The organism is Streptomyces sp. NPDC052020 (genome assembly GCF_040680575.1).
GTDB lineage: Bacteria > Actinomycetota > Actinomycetes > Streptomycetales > Streptomycetaceae > Streptomyces.
The window spans coordinates 279,435-294,514 of the sequence record NZ_JBFAWY010000005.1 but is presented as its reverse complement, the minus strand read 5'-3'; the positions used below and the strand labels follow the sequence as shown (position 1 = coordinate 294,514).

Genomic DNA, 15,080 nt, shown 5'->3' with positions numbered 1-15,080 from the left:
AGACTCCTTGGGTCAGAGGTGGACGTCGTCGGGCGTGAGGCTGAGGAAGTCCTGGACGGCGGTCTTCTGCCGGTGCCAGCGCGCGAGGGCCGCGCGCAGGGTGCCGGCCGTGGTCGGTCCGGTGGGGATCAACGCCGCCATCCGGGCGGCCAGCTGCTGGGCGGCAGTCGCCTCGTCTGCCGCGAGCGCGGTCAGCGTTTGCGCGGCAGAGCGGAGTTCTTTCGCCTCCCGCCGGATCAGGTACTCGGTCGTCACGCCGGGCGGTGGATCGAGGTAGTACAGCCAGCGGGCGACGCGCACACGGAGCATGCCGGCCGTCATTACCCAGTCGGTACGGGCGTGCTCCTGGCACTGGTCGTCTGTGCGGTCCCCGTCGGGAACGCGGCGCATGGCCGCCTCCAGGGCGACATGGGCCGCGCGGAGCAGGTGGCGCGGGCTCCGTGGTCGGACATCGGAACGGTTCTCCGCGTGCCGGAGGAACAGCTCGGCGTATCCGTCCAGTCCCTCCGGCCTCCACTGGGTGAGCGCCGCCGTCTTTCCGGGGCAGCGGGTCCGGGTCGCGAGCGCGGCGGCGGCGAACCAGCACGGGGCGAGGTAGTGCCACGCCACGCAGTGGCGCCGGTACGCGGCGATGTCCTCGACCACGTTGTCCGTGCTGTCCGCGGCCAGCTGGTATCGACCGCCCATACGGGCTCGGAGGATCCCCCGGTAGAACCGCTCATCGACCCCGCACCAGGGCGCCATCTGGGCCCGGGACTTCCAGCGCTGGTAGTCCCGGGAGCTCCCGCTGATCAGCGACCAGGTCGCGAGTTCGGGCGCGGAGACGAGTCTCCCGTCCGTCTCGGCCACGGTGAACGCGAAGCCGGGCGGGTGCTCCAGGAGACGTCGATGGGAGACCTCCCGGCCGACCGCGGCGGCGTGTGCTGCGGCCAGGCGGTGATTCCACTCTTCCCAGTCCGCAGGTGCCTGGCGCCGGAGGACGCGTACGTCGATGTCGGAGTGCGGAGCCAGCAGGTCGGCCGGCTGCCACTTGTGGGTGAGCATCACGGCCCCGACGCCGTGAGTGTCCAGCTCGCGTTCGTACAGAGCGCCGAGCCTCTGGTAGAGAGGCGGCGCGTCGACCACGACCATCACCGCTCCCCGGTGGCGGCGCGGGCACAGGCGGGGCTGGCCGCTTCCGTGGGGAGGACGGGGAGCAGAGGCAGGACCGGTGCGCCTTCGGGGCGCTCCATCCGGTCCCAGCGCAGGTCGTAGTCCACGTAGTGGAAGCCCTGCCAGGCGTCGTTGGTGTCGCGGTCGAGCATGGCCTGGAAGAGGTGGGCGAAGGCGTCACCGAGGGTGCCGTCGGCGAGGTGGGGCTTCAGCGGGATGTCGCGGTTGTGCAGGATGCAGGGCCGCGCCACGCCTGTCGGGGTGATCTTGATCCGGTTGGCGTCGGAGCAGGTGGCGCAGCTGGAGTTGGAGATGAAGCCGATCGATCCCGCCCAGCCCTCCGGGCGGAGGTACTGCCCGGGGCTGCGGACGCCCAGCTGGTCCCGGGGGACTTCGCCGGCGTTCGCGAACCACTCGTGGAGACGCCCGCGGACCTCTGCCTCGGTGATGAACTCGGTGTCGAAGAGCGCCTGGGCGGGACCGATGTTCTGCAGTTCGATCAGGCGGACGGCGACGGGCAGGTCACGGGCGAGTTCGGCCACCGCGAAGGCGTCGTCCAGGTAGGTGCGCTGAAGAACGCAGTTGATCTTCACCCGCAGGCCGAGGGAGAGGGCGGCGTCGAGGGCGCTCCGGGTGGTGCGCGGGTCGCCGCCGCCCATGATCGCGGCGGACCGCGCCGGGTCGAGGCTGTGGAGGCTGAGGTTGAGGTAGGTCAGGCCGGCGTCGTGGAGCTGTTCGACGCTCAGCCCCCGGCGCAGGTTGCCGTGGCTGGTCATGCCGATCGCGGCGTCGGGCCCGAGGCCGTCGGCGAGGCCCGCGATGACGTCGAGGATGTCGGCTCGGAGGGTCGGTTCACCGCCGGAGCAGTGCGCCTTCCTGATCTTCCAGGCCCCGGCCTCGGTGGCGATGGCCGCGTAGTCGGAGGCGGTCAGGGGCCGGTCCTTGTGCCCGTAGTCCGGCATGCACCGGGGCTTGCAGAACACGCAGTCCAGGTTGCACAGCGAGTTCAGGGTGAAGGCCAGGTAGGGGTGGTTGCGGCCTGCGGCGGCGAAGGCGGCGGCCAGGCCGTCGTGGTCTGCGGTGGGCATTGGTCAGCCTCCTGCGAGCGGAGAGCGGGTGGCGGGCGCCTCGGCCAGGCCGTTGAGGGGCTGGCCCGAGAGGTAGCAGTGCAGGTTGTCGGCGAAGAACGCCACCGCCTCGTCCATGTACGCGCGGCAGAACACCGAGCTTTTCGGGGTGAGTACGACCCGGGGGTGGAGCCGCAGCGGATGGCGGGCGGGCAGCGGCTTCGGATCGAACACGTCCAGGGCCGCGCCGCGCAGGTGGCCGGTGTCGAGGGAGGCCAGGAGAGCCGGCTGGTCGACGGTTGCCGCGCGGCCGAGGTTGAGGAAGAGAGAGCGGGGCTTGCACGCCGAGAAGAGGTCGTGGTCGAAGTAGCGGTCCGTCGCCGGGGTCGCGGGCAGCAGATTGACCACTACGTCGGCGACGGACACCGCCTGGTGCACCGCCGTCGTGCGCACCCACGTGATCCCGCCCTCGGAAGCCGCAGGCGGTGTCCGGCGCACTCCGATGACGTTTATGCCGAAGGCCCGAGCGGCCTGGGCGAGGTGGCGTCCGACGCTGCCGCAGCCGACGATGGTCATCGTCGCCCCCGCCAGGTCGAAGAACTCTTCGGCCAGGTCGTCCTTCCACCAGGCACGGTTCCGCTGGACGCGCTGGCTGATGAACAGCCCGCGGGAGAAACCCAGGACCACGCCCATGGCGTGCTCGGCCATGGGTCTGCCGTGGAAGCCGTACGAGCGGGTCAGGGCCACCCCGACGGAGTGCGCCTCGGCGACGGGCAGATGGTCGGTGCCGGCGGCCGGGGAAGCGATCCACCGTAGATGTGGCGCGGCGAACAGCCACGAGGGCGCGAATCGCCACCCGAAGTAGACGTGTGCGTCGGCCAGCTGGTGCGGCACGGCCTCCTCGGCCGCCCTGCGGAACTCGACGCCGGGGAAGGCGACGGACAGCGCACGCTCGTGCTCGGAGGACAGCCGCCAGAAGGAGTGCGGGGACTCCAGGCTGATTAGCACTACCGGCCGGCTCATCGCGCTCGGCCCTCCGCGGTGGTTGACGGCGCCAGCGCCCAGGGGGCGACGCGGTTCATGAGGGAACCGACGCTGGCCTCGTAGTCGTGGCGGGAGCGCACCAGGGCCGCCCCGGCGCTCCGGAGCCGATCGCGTTCTCGGGGCAGGACGGTCAGGGCCCGGTGCAGGGCGGACGCCAGGGACCTGGGGTCCTGTGGTGCGGCCGTGAAGCCGGTCTCGCCCTCGATGACTGTCTGAGCCAGGCCGCCGGCCGTGGTCGCGACCACCGGGCCCGCACCGGCTGCGAACGCTTCCAGGGGTATCCGGCCGAAGGGTTCCTCGCGAGAGGGAACGATGACCGCGCGCAGGGCCGGGCTGTGCAGCCAGGCACGGATCGCGGGGGCGAAGCGAGTGATCAGAGTCGCGTCCAGATCGTGCGCGCGGATGTGTGCCGCCAGGTCCCGCTGGTACGGGGAGGGAAACTCGTGTTCCTCCGAGGTCACGGCAGCCAGCAGCAGGTGAGGAACTTGGACACCGCGTTCCTTCAGCAGGCGCGACGCCTCCAGGAGGTCTTCGAAGCCTTTCGACGGGACTGCGCGGCCCATGGCGAGAAGGAATCCAGCGCGGGCCTTGAAAGGCAGGGGCAGAGTCGTGGGCGGTTTGACCATCTCTTCACGGACCAGCCCGTTCGGGATGTTCACGATGCTCGACCGAGGGACGGCGTAGTTGACGATGAGATGGCCTCGCATGTGCGAGGAGATAGCCCCGACGCGCGCACCTCGGAGTGTCGCCGCTCGCAGGGCGTCGCGCTCCCAGCGGATGCGGGAGACATCCTTGGGCCGCGTCAGCGCGGTCGTGGAGCGAGGCACGAGCAGCAGGTCCGTGGTCGGCGACATGTAGGGGGCGAGCCCGAGGAACGGGATGTCGAGGCCGACGAGGAGGCACCGGCTCGCCCGCGCGGCGATGCGCATGGCCGCCTCGCCCGCCAGGTCGCACAGCTGAACCGAGCCGCGGACCGAGTCCGGTGGCGCGTTGACCTTCGGGATCGTGATGACCTGGGCTGCGGCCTGTCGCAGCATCTGCCGGACCTCGCCGGCCCACCGCTGATCGTGCGCGCCCGCGGACTCGGGGACGTGCGGGGTGATCACCGAGAGGCGGCCTGTCGGCAGGAGCCGGGCCAGTGCCGTGAGGAAGGCGCGGTTGCTGAAGCCGGTGCCCGACTCCGCACCGTAAAAGCCCTCGTGGAGAGCGACGACGGCCCTGGGCTGGCGAGCGGACTCCGGCACGGCCGTGCGTGAGGGTGGGGAAGTCGCATGGTCGATGCGCACTGTGCGGTCCCTCCTTGGAGGACGGTTTTGGACCGGCGTGGACATCAGGCGCCGGCGGACGAGGAGCACGGCCTGCGGGTGAGTCGGCACCAGGCACGAGAGCCGTTGGTGCCAGTCGTCAGCGACCAGGCATCGGCCAAGGCATCGACGATGACCAGTCCCCGTCCTGATTCGGCCTGCTCATCGGGAGCAGTGGGAGAAGCGGGTGCGGGCCGGGGACAGCCGCCATCAGTGACGGTGATCTCGATCTCCAGGCCGCCGCCGGTCAGCCCCCTGCGGTCGACGCACAGAACCAACGGCGGACTGCCCGATACGAAGGCGTTCGTCGCCAGCTCCGACCCGATCAGGCGGGCGTCAGCAAGTACATCCGTCTCAGTGCCACGCAGCGCCAGCGTCACGGCGCCCCGGGCGACCTCGGCCGCTTCCGGTCCGTATGGCAGATCCGTGATCAGGGTGGTCATGCCGTCGCCGGCGACGAACCCGCGTCCGGGGGCTGAGGTTGGCCGTCCGGCGGCACGGTCCAGCACACCGCCCGGTCGGCCTGGGAAGGTGCTCGTGTGCTGTCTCAAGGCCCACCTCTTTCTCCGTCGGCTCGGAAGACGGGCGCCTCCGCCGGGATCCAAGAACACAGGAGGGGGACGGTCAGGCAGGACCCGATCAGTGGGTCAACTCGGTCAACTTCCACGCGGTGGTGGTGAACCGCCCGGCCAAAGGCATCACCATGGGGCCCGCGAAGTGAGGGACGAACCACTGGAGCGAAGGGTGGTCGCACGTGGCACCGCAGACAGGCGAGCCCAACGTCGTACTGGCCGGGTGCCTCGACGAACTCGGGTGGAGCCCGAAGGCGCTCGCTCGCAAGCTCAACCGAGTGTTCGGAGCGGGAACGGTGGCCGAGTCGGCGCCGTACCACTGGCGGGACGCCGGCGCCCTGCCGCGCCCGCCGTTGCCGATGATGGCCGCCTACGTGCTCTCCCAGGAGCTGGGTAGGAATGTCTCGGTGGCCGAACTGTGGCAGGGGCGTGTGGGTGACTCGTCAGTGCTCGTCCCCGCGGACACGGATCTCGCGCGGCCCTGGACCGCGCATGGCATGGAGGCGATCGTGGAGGACTGGGTGATCGGAGGGCTTGTCGACCGCCGCAGGTTCCTCGCGATCTCGGGCGCGGGACTCCTCGCGATCGTCGCCCAGTACCTCGACGGCACCGCGGGACGCGGCCAGTACCCGCCTCGAATGACGTCGTCGCTCGGCACCGATCCGCTCGTGGACCAAGTGGAACAGCACCTCCCCATGCTCCAGCTGCTCGACGACGAGCACGGAGGGGCACGTCACCTGCCCTACGTGGGAGCCCAGTTCCGGGCTGTCGGGCTGCTGATCCGCGAAGGCGGCCACTCTCCGGCTGTCGCGAGCCGCCTGATCCGCGCCCTCGCGGAGATCGGCCAGCTGGCCGGCTGGATGGCCTTCGACGCGGCCGATCACGGACTGGCGCAGCGCTACTTCGTCACGGCGCTCCGGGCCGCGCACCAGGTCAACGATCTCGCCCTGTGTGCCCACATCCTCGGTGACCTCTCCTTCCAGGCGGCCAGTCGAGGACACCCCGCGGACGCCATCGCCCTTGGCGAGGCCGCCCGCCGTGCCGGCGACGCCGCCCCGCTGGCCGTCCGGGCGTCCGTCCTGTCCCGGCTCGCCTACGCGTACGCCGCCGCCGGCCGTGACAACGACTTCGCCCACACCCGTGGTGCTGCCCGCGAACTGATCGCAAGCCGGGACGGCCGCCAAGAAGAGCCCCGCTGGATGTACTTCCTCACCGACAACCACCTGGACTGCCAGGCCGGCTACGGCCTCATCCAGATGGGTCGTGCACAGCAGAAGGCGGAGAGCGGAAAGAAGAGCCGTCGCTTCCTCGCCCAGGGGACCGAGATGCTCAGGTCCGGGGCGTACGGCGTCCCGCGCGGTGACCCCAGCCAGCGCCGAGCCATGTTCGAGGGAGCCTGGCTGGCCCTGGGCCACAGTGCCCACGGAGACCTGGAGGCAGCCTGCGAGATCGGCCAGATCGCCGCCGACCGCCTGGGTGTCGTCCGCTCACCGCGCAGCGCGGCGCTGCTCCACCAGCTTGCCGCCGACCTCCGCCGCCGACAGCGCAACCCTCACGTGCGCGGCTTCCTGCCGGCCCTGGAGGACGCCCTCGCCCGACACGCCCCATCGACGCAACCCGGCCGTTAGGGTCGGGGTTCATGACCGCAGGGGAGCGCGTTGTCGTCGTCGGGGCCGGGGTGGCTGGACTCACCACGGCCGTCGTTCTCGCCGAGGCCGGGGCTTCGGTGCACGTGATCGCCGAGCAGGTGCCGGGGGTCACGTCGCTGGCGGCCGGGGCGATGTGGGGGCCTTACCTGGTCGAGCCGAAGGACAAGGTCGACCAGTGGGGGCAGCGGTCCCTGGAGGTCTTCCGGAAACTGGCCCAGGACCCGGGGACGGGCGTCCGGCTCACCAGTGGCATCGAGGCGTCCCGCACGGCCGAGGCCGCGCCGGACTGGGCCACCACTCTGCCGGGTTTCCGACCGTGCGAGCGGGCCGAACTGCCGGCCGGGTTCACGGCGGGTTACCGGTTCACCGTGCCACTGATCGACATGCCCACCTACCTCGACCACCTCCTGCGCCGGCTCCGCGATGCCGGAGGTGTGGTCGAGCGGCGACGGCTGACCTCGCTCTCGGACGCCGGTCCGGCTTCGGCGATCGTCAACTGCGCGGGCCTCGGGGCACGCGACCTGGTTCCGGACCCTGACCTCCGGCCCATCCGCGGCCAGCACGTCGTCGTCACCAACCCCGGGCTGACCGAGTTCTTCTCCGAGGACACCGGCCTCTCCCCGGACCTCCTGTGCTTCTACCCGCACGGGGACACCCTCGTGCTGGGGGGCACGGCGATCGACGGCGAGGGCGACCTGGCCCCCGACGACAAGGCGGCGGCCGGCATCCTCGCCCGCTGTGCCGAGGTCGAGCCCCGACTCGCCCAGGCTCGTGTCCTGGAACACCGGGTCGGCGCTCGACCGACCCGTGCCACGGTCCGTGTGGAGGAAGAGGTGCGGGACGACGGCACCGTGCTCGTGCACAACTACGGGCACGGAGGCGCCGGCGTCACGCTGTCGTGGGGGTGCGCTGAGGAGGTTTTGGCGTTGCTCTTTGCCAAGTGATCTAAACCTGGAGGTACAGACCCTGCGGGCCAAGCGGGACCTGCTCGCGGCGGGGCTGGCGGAGGCCGGGTTCGGGGTGTTCCGTCCCGCCGGGACCTATTTCGTCACCACCGACATCCGCCCGCTCGGCTTCGACGACGGCTTCGCCTTCTGCCGCGCCCTGCCCGAACGCGCGGGTGTGGTCGCCATCCCCAACGCGGTCTTCTACGACCACCGGGAGCAGGGCGCTCCCTTCGTGCGGTTCGCGTTCTGCAAGCGCACCGCGGTGCTGGAGGAGGCCGTGGCACGGCTGACGGCGCTGACGCCCCGGCCGGCGGCCGGCTGACCGCGGGCCCTTCCCGGCGCCGTCCGTCCACAGGCTGTGGACGGACGGCGCCCGCCTCCGGACCGGGCGGCGGCGCCTCCCACCGCCCGCGCGGGACCCCCGGTACGCGCGCGAGAGCCCGGCCCCGGCACGCCACCGCGAGGGTGGGTGCCCGGCCGGGCTCTCCGCGTACGGCGCGCGCCCGTCGGCACGCGCCGGGACGCCGTGGGGCCGACGGGCGGCCTACTCGTCGTCCTCGGGCTTCTCCGCGTCGTTGACCTCCTGCTCCAGGCCCAGCTGCTCGACGAGCCAGCGGTCGAACTCGATCGCCGCGCGCACCCAGCTGACCGTGGAGGAGACGAAGTGCTCCAGGCTCACGCCCATGCCGATCAGCATCTGGGCCTCGCCGATCAGGCGGACCGTGCCGTCGTCGTGGGTGTGGGTGTAGACCTTGGGCCACAGGGTGCGCCGGTTCCAGTCGTCGATGGACTCCAGCAGCTGCGGCTTCTCGCCGATCTGGTGGGGCCGGTCGTAGAACGTCCGCACCGAGAAGACCTGCTGGTCGGCCTCGCCGCGGAACATGAAGTACGTGCGGAACTGCTCCCACGGCGCCGCGAGGTCTCCCTCCTCGTCGACGACGTACTTGAGCTCCATCTGCTCCAGGAGCTGCTTCACGAGATCCTGATCCGGGACGACGGGGCCCGCCGGTCCTTGGGGCTGCGGCTCGGGCTGGCCCCCGAAGTTCGGAATCGAGGACGGGTCGATGCTCACCGTGAATTTCCCTTCGTGCGGATCTCGCCATCCTCCCTCATCCGGGGAGGGGGGTGGCAAGGCCCGGCCGGATCTGTCTGCCATCGGCGGACACGATCCGGCCGGTCGGGGGGCGCCCGGCACCCGCCGGAGTGACGGGCCGGGCCGTCCTACAGCGTCTTGGCGACGGCCGGACCCACGATCAGCCCGTCACCGGCGCGGTCCACGCGCACGGTGTCGCCGTCCTTGATCTCGCCGGACAGGATCTCCTTGGCGAGGCGGTCGCCGATGGCGCTCTGGACCAGACGGCGCAGCGGGCGGGCGCCGTAGGCCGGATCCAGGCCCTCCTCCGCGAGCCAGGCCAGGGCCCCGGGCGTGACGTCGAGGCTGAGGCGCCGCTCGGCGAGCCGCCGGGCCAGGCGGTCGATCTGGAGGCGCGCGATGCGCTCCAGCTCGGGCTTGGTCAGGGCGGCGAAGACCACCAGATCGTCGAGCCGGTTGAGGAACTCCGGCTTGAACGAGGCGCGGACCACCTCCAGGACCTGCTCCCTCTTCTCCGTCTCGCTGGTGAGCGGGTCGACCAGGAACTGGCTGCCCAGGTTGGAGGTGAGCACCAGGATGGTGTTGCGGAAGTCGACCGTGCGGCCCTGGCCGTCGGTGAGGCGGCCGTCGTCCAGCACCTGCAACAGGATGTCGAAGACCTCGGGGTGGGCCTTCTCCACCTCGTCCAGCAGCACCACGCTGTACGGGCGGCGGCGCACGGCCTCGGTCAGCTGGCCGCCCTCCTCGTAGCCGACGTACCCGGGCGGGGCGCCGACCAGGCGGGCCACGCTGTGCTTCTCGCTGTACTCCGACATGTCGATGCGGACCATCGCCCGCTCGTCGTCGAAGAGGAAGTCGGCCAGGGCCTTGGCCAGCTCCGTCTTGCCGACGCCGGTCGGGCCCAGGAAGAGGAAGGAGCCGGTGGGCCGGTCGGGGTCGGCGATGCCCGCGCGGGAGCGCCGTACCGCGTCGGAGACCGCCCGCACGGCCTCCGTCTGCCCGATCAGCCGCCTGCCCAGCTCGTCCTCCATCCGCAGCAGCTTCTGCGTCTCGCCCTCCAGCAGCCGCCCGGCGGGGATGCCGGTCCAGGAGGCGACGACGTCCGCGATGTCGTCGGGGCCGACCTCCTCCTTCACCATCGTGTCCCTGGCGACCTCCTCCTCGGCCTGCGAGGCGGCCTCCAGCTCCTTCTCCAGGGCCGGGATCTCGCCGTACAGCAGCTTGGAGGCGGTGTCGAAGTCGCCGTCGCGCTGGGCGCGCTCGGCCTGGCCGCGCAGCTCGTCCAGCTTCTCCTTCAGCTCGCCGACCCGGTTGAGGGACTGCTTCTCCTTCTCCCAGCGGGCCCCCAGGCCGCGCAGCTCCTCCTCCTTGTCGGCCAGGTCGCGGCGCAGCTTCTCCAGGCGCTCCCTGGACGCCTGGTCGGTCTCCCGGCCGAGGGCGAGCTCCTCCATCTTCAGCCGGTCCACGGCACGCTGGAGTTCGTCGATCTCGACGGGCGAGGAGTCGATCTCCATGCGCAGCCGGGAGGCCGCCTCGTCGACGAGGTCGATGGCCTTGTCGGGCAGGAAGCGGGAGGTGATGTACCGGTCGGACAGGGTCGCCGCCGCCACCAGCGCGCTGTCGGCGATCTGCACCTTGTGGTGGGCCTCGTAGCGACCCTTGAGGCCGCGCAGGATCGCGATGGAGTCCTCGACGGTCGGCTCGGCCACCAGCACCTGCTGGAAGCGCCGCTCCAGCGCCGGGTCCTTCTCGATCCGCTCGCGGTACTCGTCGAGCGTCGTCGCGCCCACCATGCGCAGCTCGCCGCGCGCGAGCATGGGCTTGAGCATGTTCCCGGCGTCCATGGCGGAGTCGCCGCCGGCGCCCGCGCCCACGACGGTGTGCAGCTCGTCGATGAAGGTGACGATCTGCCCGTCGGAGTCCTTGATCTCGGCGAGGACGGTCTTCAGCCGCTCCTCGAACTCACCCCGGTACTTCGCGCCCGCCACCATCGCGCCCAGGTCGAGCGCGACCAGCCGCTTGTCCCGCAGCGACTCCGGCACGTCCCCCTTCACGATCCGCTGGGCGAGACCCTCGACGACGGCGGTCTTGCCGACGCCGGGCTCGCCGATCAGGACGGGGTTGTTCTTGGTCCGGCGGCTGAGCACCTGCACGACCCGCCGGATCTCCTGGTCCCGCCCGATGACCGGGTCCAGCCTGCCCTCGCGGGCGGCGGCGGTCAGGTCGGTGCCGAACTTCTCCAGCGCCTTGTACTGCCCCTCGGGGTCGGGGGTGGTCACGCGGCGCCCTCCCCTCGTCTTGCGGAAGGCCTCCAGCAGCTTCTTCGCGGCGGCGCCCTGCCGCTGGAGCACCTCCCCGGCCGCGCCGCCCTTGGCGGCGATGCCGATGAGCAGGTGCTCGGTGGACAGGTACTCGTCGCCGAGTTCCCGGGCGCGGGCCTGGGCGTCGGCGATGACGGCGAGCATCTCGCGGTTGGGCTGCGGCGGCGCCACCGTGGATCCCGTCACACTGGGCAGCCCGGCGAGAATCCGCTCCGCGCCGGAGCGTACGGCCGCCAGGTCGGCCTCGACCGCGACGAGCAGGTCGGTGATGTTCTCGTTGTCCTGCCCCTGAAGCAGAGCCAGCAGCAGGTGGGCGGGGGTGAGATCGGCGTGCCCCTCGGTCACGGCCCGGCTGCTGGCCGCGTTGATCGCGTCCCGGCTCCGGTTGGTCAGCTCGGCGTCCACGTTCGCGTTCTCCTCCTAGCGTCAGCTGACGGCCACATCTCCCAGTGCTGACTCAGTAAACGTACACAAAGTTGAGTCTATTCCACTCAAGGAGGCCAGGGGAGGATGGCGGCGGGGACGGGTTAGGTTGCGGGCATGGCCCCCACGTACTCCGTCGATCCGGCCGAGCCGGACGCGCCCTATCTGCGTTTCTGGCAGGAGCGGCATCTCGCCACGCTGACCACGCCGCGCCCGGACGGCACCCCGCACGTCGTCCCCGTCGGCGTCACCTACGATCCCGGGAGCCGGCTGGCACGGGTGATCGCCAACGAGTCCAGCGCGAAGGTGCGGAACGTCCTGGCGGCGGGCCCGGAGGGGATACCGGCGGCCGTGTGCCAGGTCGACGGCCGGCGCTGGGCGACACTGGAGGGCCGGGCCCGGGTCAGCACCGAACCGGAGCGGATCGCGGAGGCCGAGCGGCGCTACGCGGAGCGCTACGGGCGGCAGCCGTCGCCCAACCCGTCCCGCGTGGTGATCGAGATAGCGCTGGAGCGGGCGATGGGGCGCGGCTGAGCCACCGGCGAATTCGAGCCGCTCCGGCAATCGCCCGGTGTCGGAAGAAGTCCTCATAAAACGTCAGCGGCGTCACCGTGTTCAGGTCACGGTGACGCCGCTGCGGGGGGAAGCACCTGAGCGATCTTTTGCGACGGGGGAATCGCGTCAGGCACTGCGGGGGGTGGCCGAGATGGTCCTCACATCGGGGGTCTCCGGCTGCACGAGCCGGTGGTCCCGCTGGTCCAGGTTCACAAAGATCATTCCGTACCGGATGGCACACCGCACGGGCTGCGGCGCCCCCCTGGGCCGCCGCAGGCACCGGTACGCTCGTACGTCTCCGTCCTCGTCCCGCGTCACGACGACCGGTTCACCGAAGACGGTCACCATCAGCGAGTCACCGCTGTGGGGGATGGCGGTGACCAGGTCGATGAAGTGCCAGCCGGAACGGTAGGCCGTCGCCATCTCGCGACGGAACGACCGGTCGTCGGGTGGAGTCGTCACATCAACGCTCCGAGTTCACGACAATCGACGGCCAGTGGCTGTCCGCCCGGGCGTCGCCCTTCGTTCCGGCAAAACCACTCAGTGCACCGAAGGCCGCAACGGCGGAGAGAGCGGCGGCAAGCACCGAGCGAAGCAGTCTCTTACGCATGGTCGGCTTCGTCCTCACTAGGTAAGTCTTCTCTTCCCCCGTCATGTAAGACGATGGCTCATTCGAACACGTCATGGCCACACAATCGATGCATCATGTTCCTGCATGTTCAGGACCCTGGGGGGTGGAGATTTCGTGGAAAACCAGACCAAGGCGGCACATCCCCACGCGGTGACCGAACTGTGCGAGGAAGGCAGCCGACTCTACGCGAACGCCCTGCGTAGCGGGCGGATCCCCCGCTCCGACGCGGAGTGCGCCCCCTGCCTGACGGAGTTCGCCCTTCTCCACCCGGATCCGGACGATCAGGACTGGCTGCGCCCCGTGCCGCCCGCGGTGGCGCTCGCCCGGCGTCTCGATCCCATCGAGCGCGACATCGCCGAACGCAGGCGGCTGTCACTCCGGCTCGCCGACGCCTTCGAGCCGTTCATGACGCTCGGCGTCCAGCCGGCGAGCAGCGCCCTCGCCATCACGGTGCTGGAGGGCAGCGGCCGGATCAACGCGGCCCTGGATCTGGCCACCGCGCAGTGCCGTTGCGAGATGCTCACCATCCAGCCCAGCGACGACCGCTTCTCCGAACGGAGCCTCGCCCAGGGCCTGGAGCGCGACAAGCCGCTGACCGAGCGCGGGGTGCGGATCCGCACGCTCTACCAGCACACCGCGCGCTACAGCCCGCAGAAGCTGGCCTACGTCGCCCAACTGGCCGGCGGCAAGGCGGAGTACCGCACGATCGACGAGGTGGTGGAGCGCCTCATCGTCTGCGACGAGACGGTGGCGTTCATCCCCACCCGCGACGACCAGCAGGTCGCCCTGGAGATCCGCCATCCCGGCCTCGTCCGGTACCTGATCAAGGTCTTCGAGTTCATGTGGAGCCGGTCCGTCCCGCTGAGCGCCGGGGGCCGCTACGATCCCGCGCCCGGCGGCATCACGGACATCCAGTACTCCATCGCCAAGCTCCTCGTGGAGGGGCACGTCGACGAGGCCATCGCCCGCCGCCTCGGCATGAACGTCAGGACGTGCCGTGCCCACATAGCCAAGCTGGCCGCCACCCTCGGCAGCGGCAGCCGCGCCCAACTCGGCTACCTCATCGCCCAGTCGGGCATCCTGGAACCGCGGGACCGGCCGTCGCCGCGGGAGAGCCAGGCGTGAGGGGCCCGGCCCGGCCGCCTCACCGGGCGCCCGGGGAGCCCCGCTCGGGAACGCCGGGCAAGGCGGCCGGGCGCGGCGGCCCGTCCAGGCCCGCCTGGGCGATCCGCACGCCCAGCTGGGTGCGGCTGGCCGCCCCCAGCGTCTCCGACAGACGCGCGATGTGGGCCCGGCAGGTACGGACGCTGATGCCGAGCCGCTCGGCGATCACCGCGTCCTGGTGGCCCTCCGCCAGCAGCGCCGCTATCGACCGCTCCCGGTGCGAGATGCCCTCGATGCCGGTGTCCGGCAGCGGCGCGGTCAGCGGCACCGCCAGCCGCCACAGGCGCTCGAAGACCGTGGCCAGGTAGGAGACGAGGGCCGGGTGGCGCAGCTCCAGCGCCATGGAGCAGTCGGCGTTGGCGGGGATGAAGGCCACCGTGCGGTCGAAGAGGATGAGGCGGTCGACGACCTCGTCCAGGGTGCGCGCCTCCACCGCGTCGCCCATCAGCTCCAGATAGCCGAGCAGGCCCTGGCCGTGCCGCGCCACATGCGTGTACAGGTCCCGCATCCGCACCCCGCGCCCGCGCAGCGCCAGTGCCCGGTGCAGTCCCTCCGCCAGCTCGTGCTCGCGGCGGATGCCGCCGGGCTGCACGGTGAGCACCTCCGTCGTGCACGCCTGGGTCGCCTCGTCCATCGCGGTCTGGATGCGGGCGAGGCCGTCCAGGACGCGGATCGCGGAGCCCTCCGGGACGGCCTGGCCCGGCTGGGCCCGGCGGCCCAGCCCCGCGTACCACTCGAAGGCCGCCACCGCCGAGTCCACCCGGCGCTGGCCGGCGCTCACCTCGTCGCGCACCTCCCGCAGCAGGCGGGTCATGACCTCCTGCGGGGAGGTCGGCACGAGCCAGTCCATGTCGTCGGGGTCGGGGTGCAACAGGGCGAGCTCCAGCAGGCAGGGCACCGGCTCCGCGTCCCGGCGGGACACCCGGCCGCGCCGCACGGCCCGGGAATACACCCGGTCCCCGGCCTCGCACAGTCGGTCAGCACCGTGCGGATGCCCGTCCGCCCCGTGCCCGGCCATCACCCAGCCCACCCCCGGTTCCAGCCCGCTTCCGCAGCGCAACTATGCGCGGCGGAAACCGGGCCCGCAACACGGCTCCTGACGGGGCGGCAGCCGGGAATCACCGGTTCACACCGCTGTGTCCCGGGCTCGGGTCACCA

13 protein-coding genes and 1 pseudogene are annotated in these 15,080 nt (G+C 71.4%); 5 read left to right on the top strand and 9 right to left on the bottom strand.

Annotated elements, in window-relative coordinates:
* Positions 1-12: 12 nt before the first annotated feature.
* From AB0L74_RS07280 to AB0L74_RS07260, 5 genes are read right to left on the bottom strand one after another with little or no spacing between them, the layout of a single operon-like run.
* Positions 13-1,131: a hypothetical protein gene (locus tag AB0L74_RS07280; RefSeq protein ID WP_365646666.1), complete on the bottom strand. Its 1,119-nt coding sequence runs from the start codon at positions 1,129-1,131 to the stop codon at positions 13-15.
* Positions 1,131-2,240, bottom strand: a complete 1,110-nt coding sequence (locus AB0L74_RS07275; RefSeq protein ID WP_365646663.1) for a radical SAM protein — start codon at positions 2,238-2,240, stop codon at positions 1,131-1,133. The genes AB0L74_RS07280 and AB0L74_RS07275 overlap by 1 nt, the downstream gene beginning before the upstream one ends.
* 3 nt (positions 2,241-2,243) lie before the next feature.
* Positions 2,244-3,242, bottom strand: coding sequence for a D-2-hydroxyacid dehydrogenase (locus tag AB0L74_RS07270; protein ID WP_365646660.1), 999 nt, complete (start codon positions 3,240-3,242; stop codon positions 2,244-2,246).
* Complete coding sequence (locus AB0L74_RS07265) at positions 3,239-4,549, bottom strand: glycosyltransferase family 4 protein (RefSeq protein WP_365646657.1); 1,311 nt, start codon at positions 4,547-4,549, stop codon at positions 3,239-3,241. Before AB0L74_RS07265 ends, AB0L74_RS07270 begins: the two co-directional genes overlap by 4 nt.
* Before the next feature lie 44 nt (positions 4,550-4,593).
* Positions 4,594-5,010, bottom strand: a complete 417-nt coding sequence (locus AB0L74_RS07260; protein WP_365646655.1) for an ATP-binding protein — start codon at positions 5,008-5,010, stop codon at positions 4,594-4,596.
* Between the two features lie 311 nt (positions 5,011-5,321).
* Between AB0L74_RS07260 and AB0L74_RS07255 the strand changes: the two genes are divergently transcribed.
* From AB0L74_RS07255 to AB0L74_RS07245, 3 genes and pseudogenes are all read left to right on the top strand, one after another.
* The gene (locus AB0L74_RS07255; RefSeq protein ID WP_365646652.1) at positions 5,322-6,767 is read left to right on the top strand and encodes a carph-isopro domain-containing protein; all 1,446 of its coding nucleotides are present in this window, start codon (positions 5,322-5,324) and stop codon (positions 6,765-6,767) included.
* An 11-nt stretch (positions 6,768-6,778) separates the two neighbouring features.
* The gene (locus AB0L74_RS07250) at positions 6,779-7,732 is read left to right on the top strand and encodes an FAD-dependent oxidoreductase (protein ID WP_365646649.1); all 954 of its coding nucleotides are present in this window, start codon (positions 6,779-6,781) and stop codon (positions 7,730-7,732) included.
* 13 nt (positions 7,733-7,745) lie between these two features.
* Positions 7,746-8,057, top strand: a pseudogene (locus AB0L74_RS07245) (aminotransferase class I/II-fold pyridoxal phosphate-dependent enzyme); the annotation flags it as partial.
* A 222-nt stretch (positions 8,058-8,279) separates the two neighbouring features.
* Here the strand turns inward: AB0L74_RS07245 and AB0L74_RS07240 are convergent.
* Positions 8,280-8,807: a YbjN domain-containing protein gene (locus AB0L74_RS07240; protein ID WP_365646646.1), complete on the bottom strand. Its 528-nt coding sequence runs from the start codon at positions 8,805-8,807 to the stop codon at positions 8,280-8,282.
* A 149-nt stretch (positions 8,808-8,956) separates the two neighbouring features.
* A complete protein-coding gene (gene clpB / locus AB0L74_RS07235) occupies positions 8,957-11,554 on the bottom strand; it encodes an ATP-dependent chaperone ClpB (protein ID WP_365646643.1) in 2,598 nt (865 codons plus the stop codon).
* Between the two features lie 135 nt (positions 11,555-11,689).
* On the opposite strand from clpB, the gene AB0L74_RS07230 reads away from it, so the two are divergent.
* Positions 11,690-12,106 carry a TIGR03618 family F420-dependent PPOX class oxidoreductase gene (locus AB0L74_RS07230; RefSeq protein ID WP_365646640.1) on the top strand — a complete coding sequence of 139 codons (417 nt, stop codon included), beginning with the start codon at positions 11,690-11,692 and terminating at the stop codon, positions 12,104-12,106.
* 147 nt (positions 12,107-12,253) lie between these two features.
* On the opposite strand, the gene AB0L74_RS07225 is transcribed toward AB0L74_RS07230, so the two are convergent.
* Positions 12,254-12,589 carry a hypothetical protein gene (locus AB0L74_RS07225; protein WP_365646637.1) on the bottom strand — a complete coding sequence of 112 codons (336 nt, stop codon included), beginning with the start codon at positions 12,587-12,589 and terminating at the stop codon, positions 12,254-12,256.
* A gap of 253 nt (positions 12,590-12,842) precedes the next feature.
* On the opposite strand from AB0L74_RS07225, the gene AB0L74_RS07220 reads away from it, so the two are divergent.
* Positions 12,843-13,883 (top strand): helix-turn-helix transcriptional regulator, encoded by a 1,041-nt coding sequence (locus tag AB0L74_RS07220; RefSeq protein WP_365646634.1) that lies wholly within the window; start codon positions 12,843-12,845, stop codon positions 13,881-13,883.
* A gap of 19 nt (positions 13,884-13,902) precedes the next feature.
* Here the strand turns inward: AB0L74_RS07220 and AB0L74_RS07215 are convergent, their stop codons facing one another.
* Positions 13,903-14,940: a helix-turn-helix transcriptional regulator gene (locus AB0L74_RS07215; RefSeq protein ID WP_365646730.1), complete on the bottom strand. Its 1,038-nt coding sequence runs from the start codon at positions 14,938-14,940 to the stop codon at positions 13,903-13,905.
* Between the last annotated feature and the right edge of the window lie 140 nt (positions 14,941-15,080).

Coding starts and splice junctions, on each gene's coding strand:
- AB0L74_RS07280 (WP_365646666.1), bottom strand. CDS start 1,131: ATGGTCGTGGTCGACGCGCCGCCTCTCTACCAGAGGCTCGGCGCTCTG.
- AB0L74_RS07275 (WP_365646663.1), bottom strand. CDS start 2,240: ATGCCCACCGCAGACCACGACGGCCTGGCCGCCGCCTTCGCCGCCGCA.
- AB0L74_RS07270 (WP_365646660.1), bottom strand. CDS start 3,242: ATGAGCCGGCCGGTAGTGCTAATCAGCCTGGAGTCCCCGCACTCCTTC.
- AB0L74_RS07260 (WP_365646655.1), bottom strand. CDS start 5,010: ATGACCACCCTGATCACGGATCTGCCATACGGACCGGAAGCGGCCGAG.
- AB0L74_RS07250 (WP_365646649.1), top strand. CDS start 6,779: ATGACCGCAGGGGAGCGCGTTGTCGTCGTCGGGGCCGGGGTGGCTGGA.
- AB0L74_RS07230 (WP_365646640.1), top strand. CDS start 11,690: ATGGCCCCCACGTACTCCGTCGATCCGGCCGAGCCGGACGCGCCCTAT.
- AB0L74_RS07220 (WP_365646634.1), top strand. CDS start 12,843: ATGTTCAGGACCCTGGGGGGTGGAGATTTCGTGGAAAACCAGACCAAG.
- AB0L74_RS07215 (WP_365646730.1), bottom strand. CDS start 14,940: ATGGCCGGGCACGGGGCGGACGGGCATCCGCACGGTGCTGACCGACTG.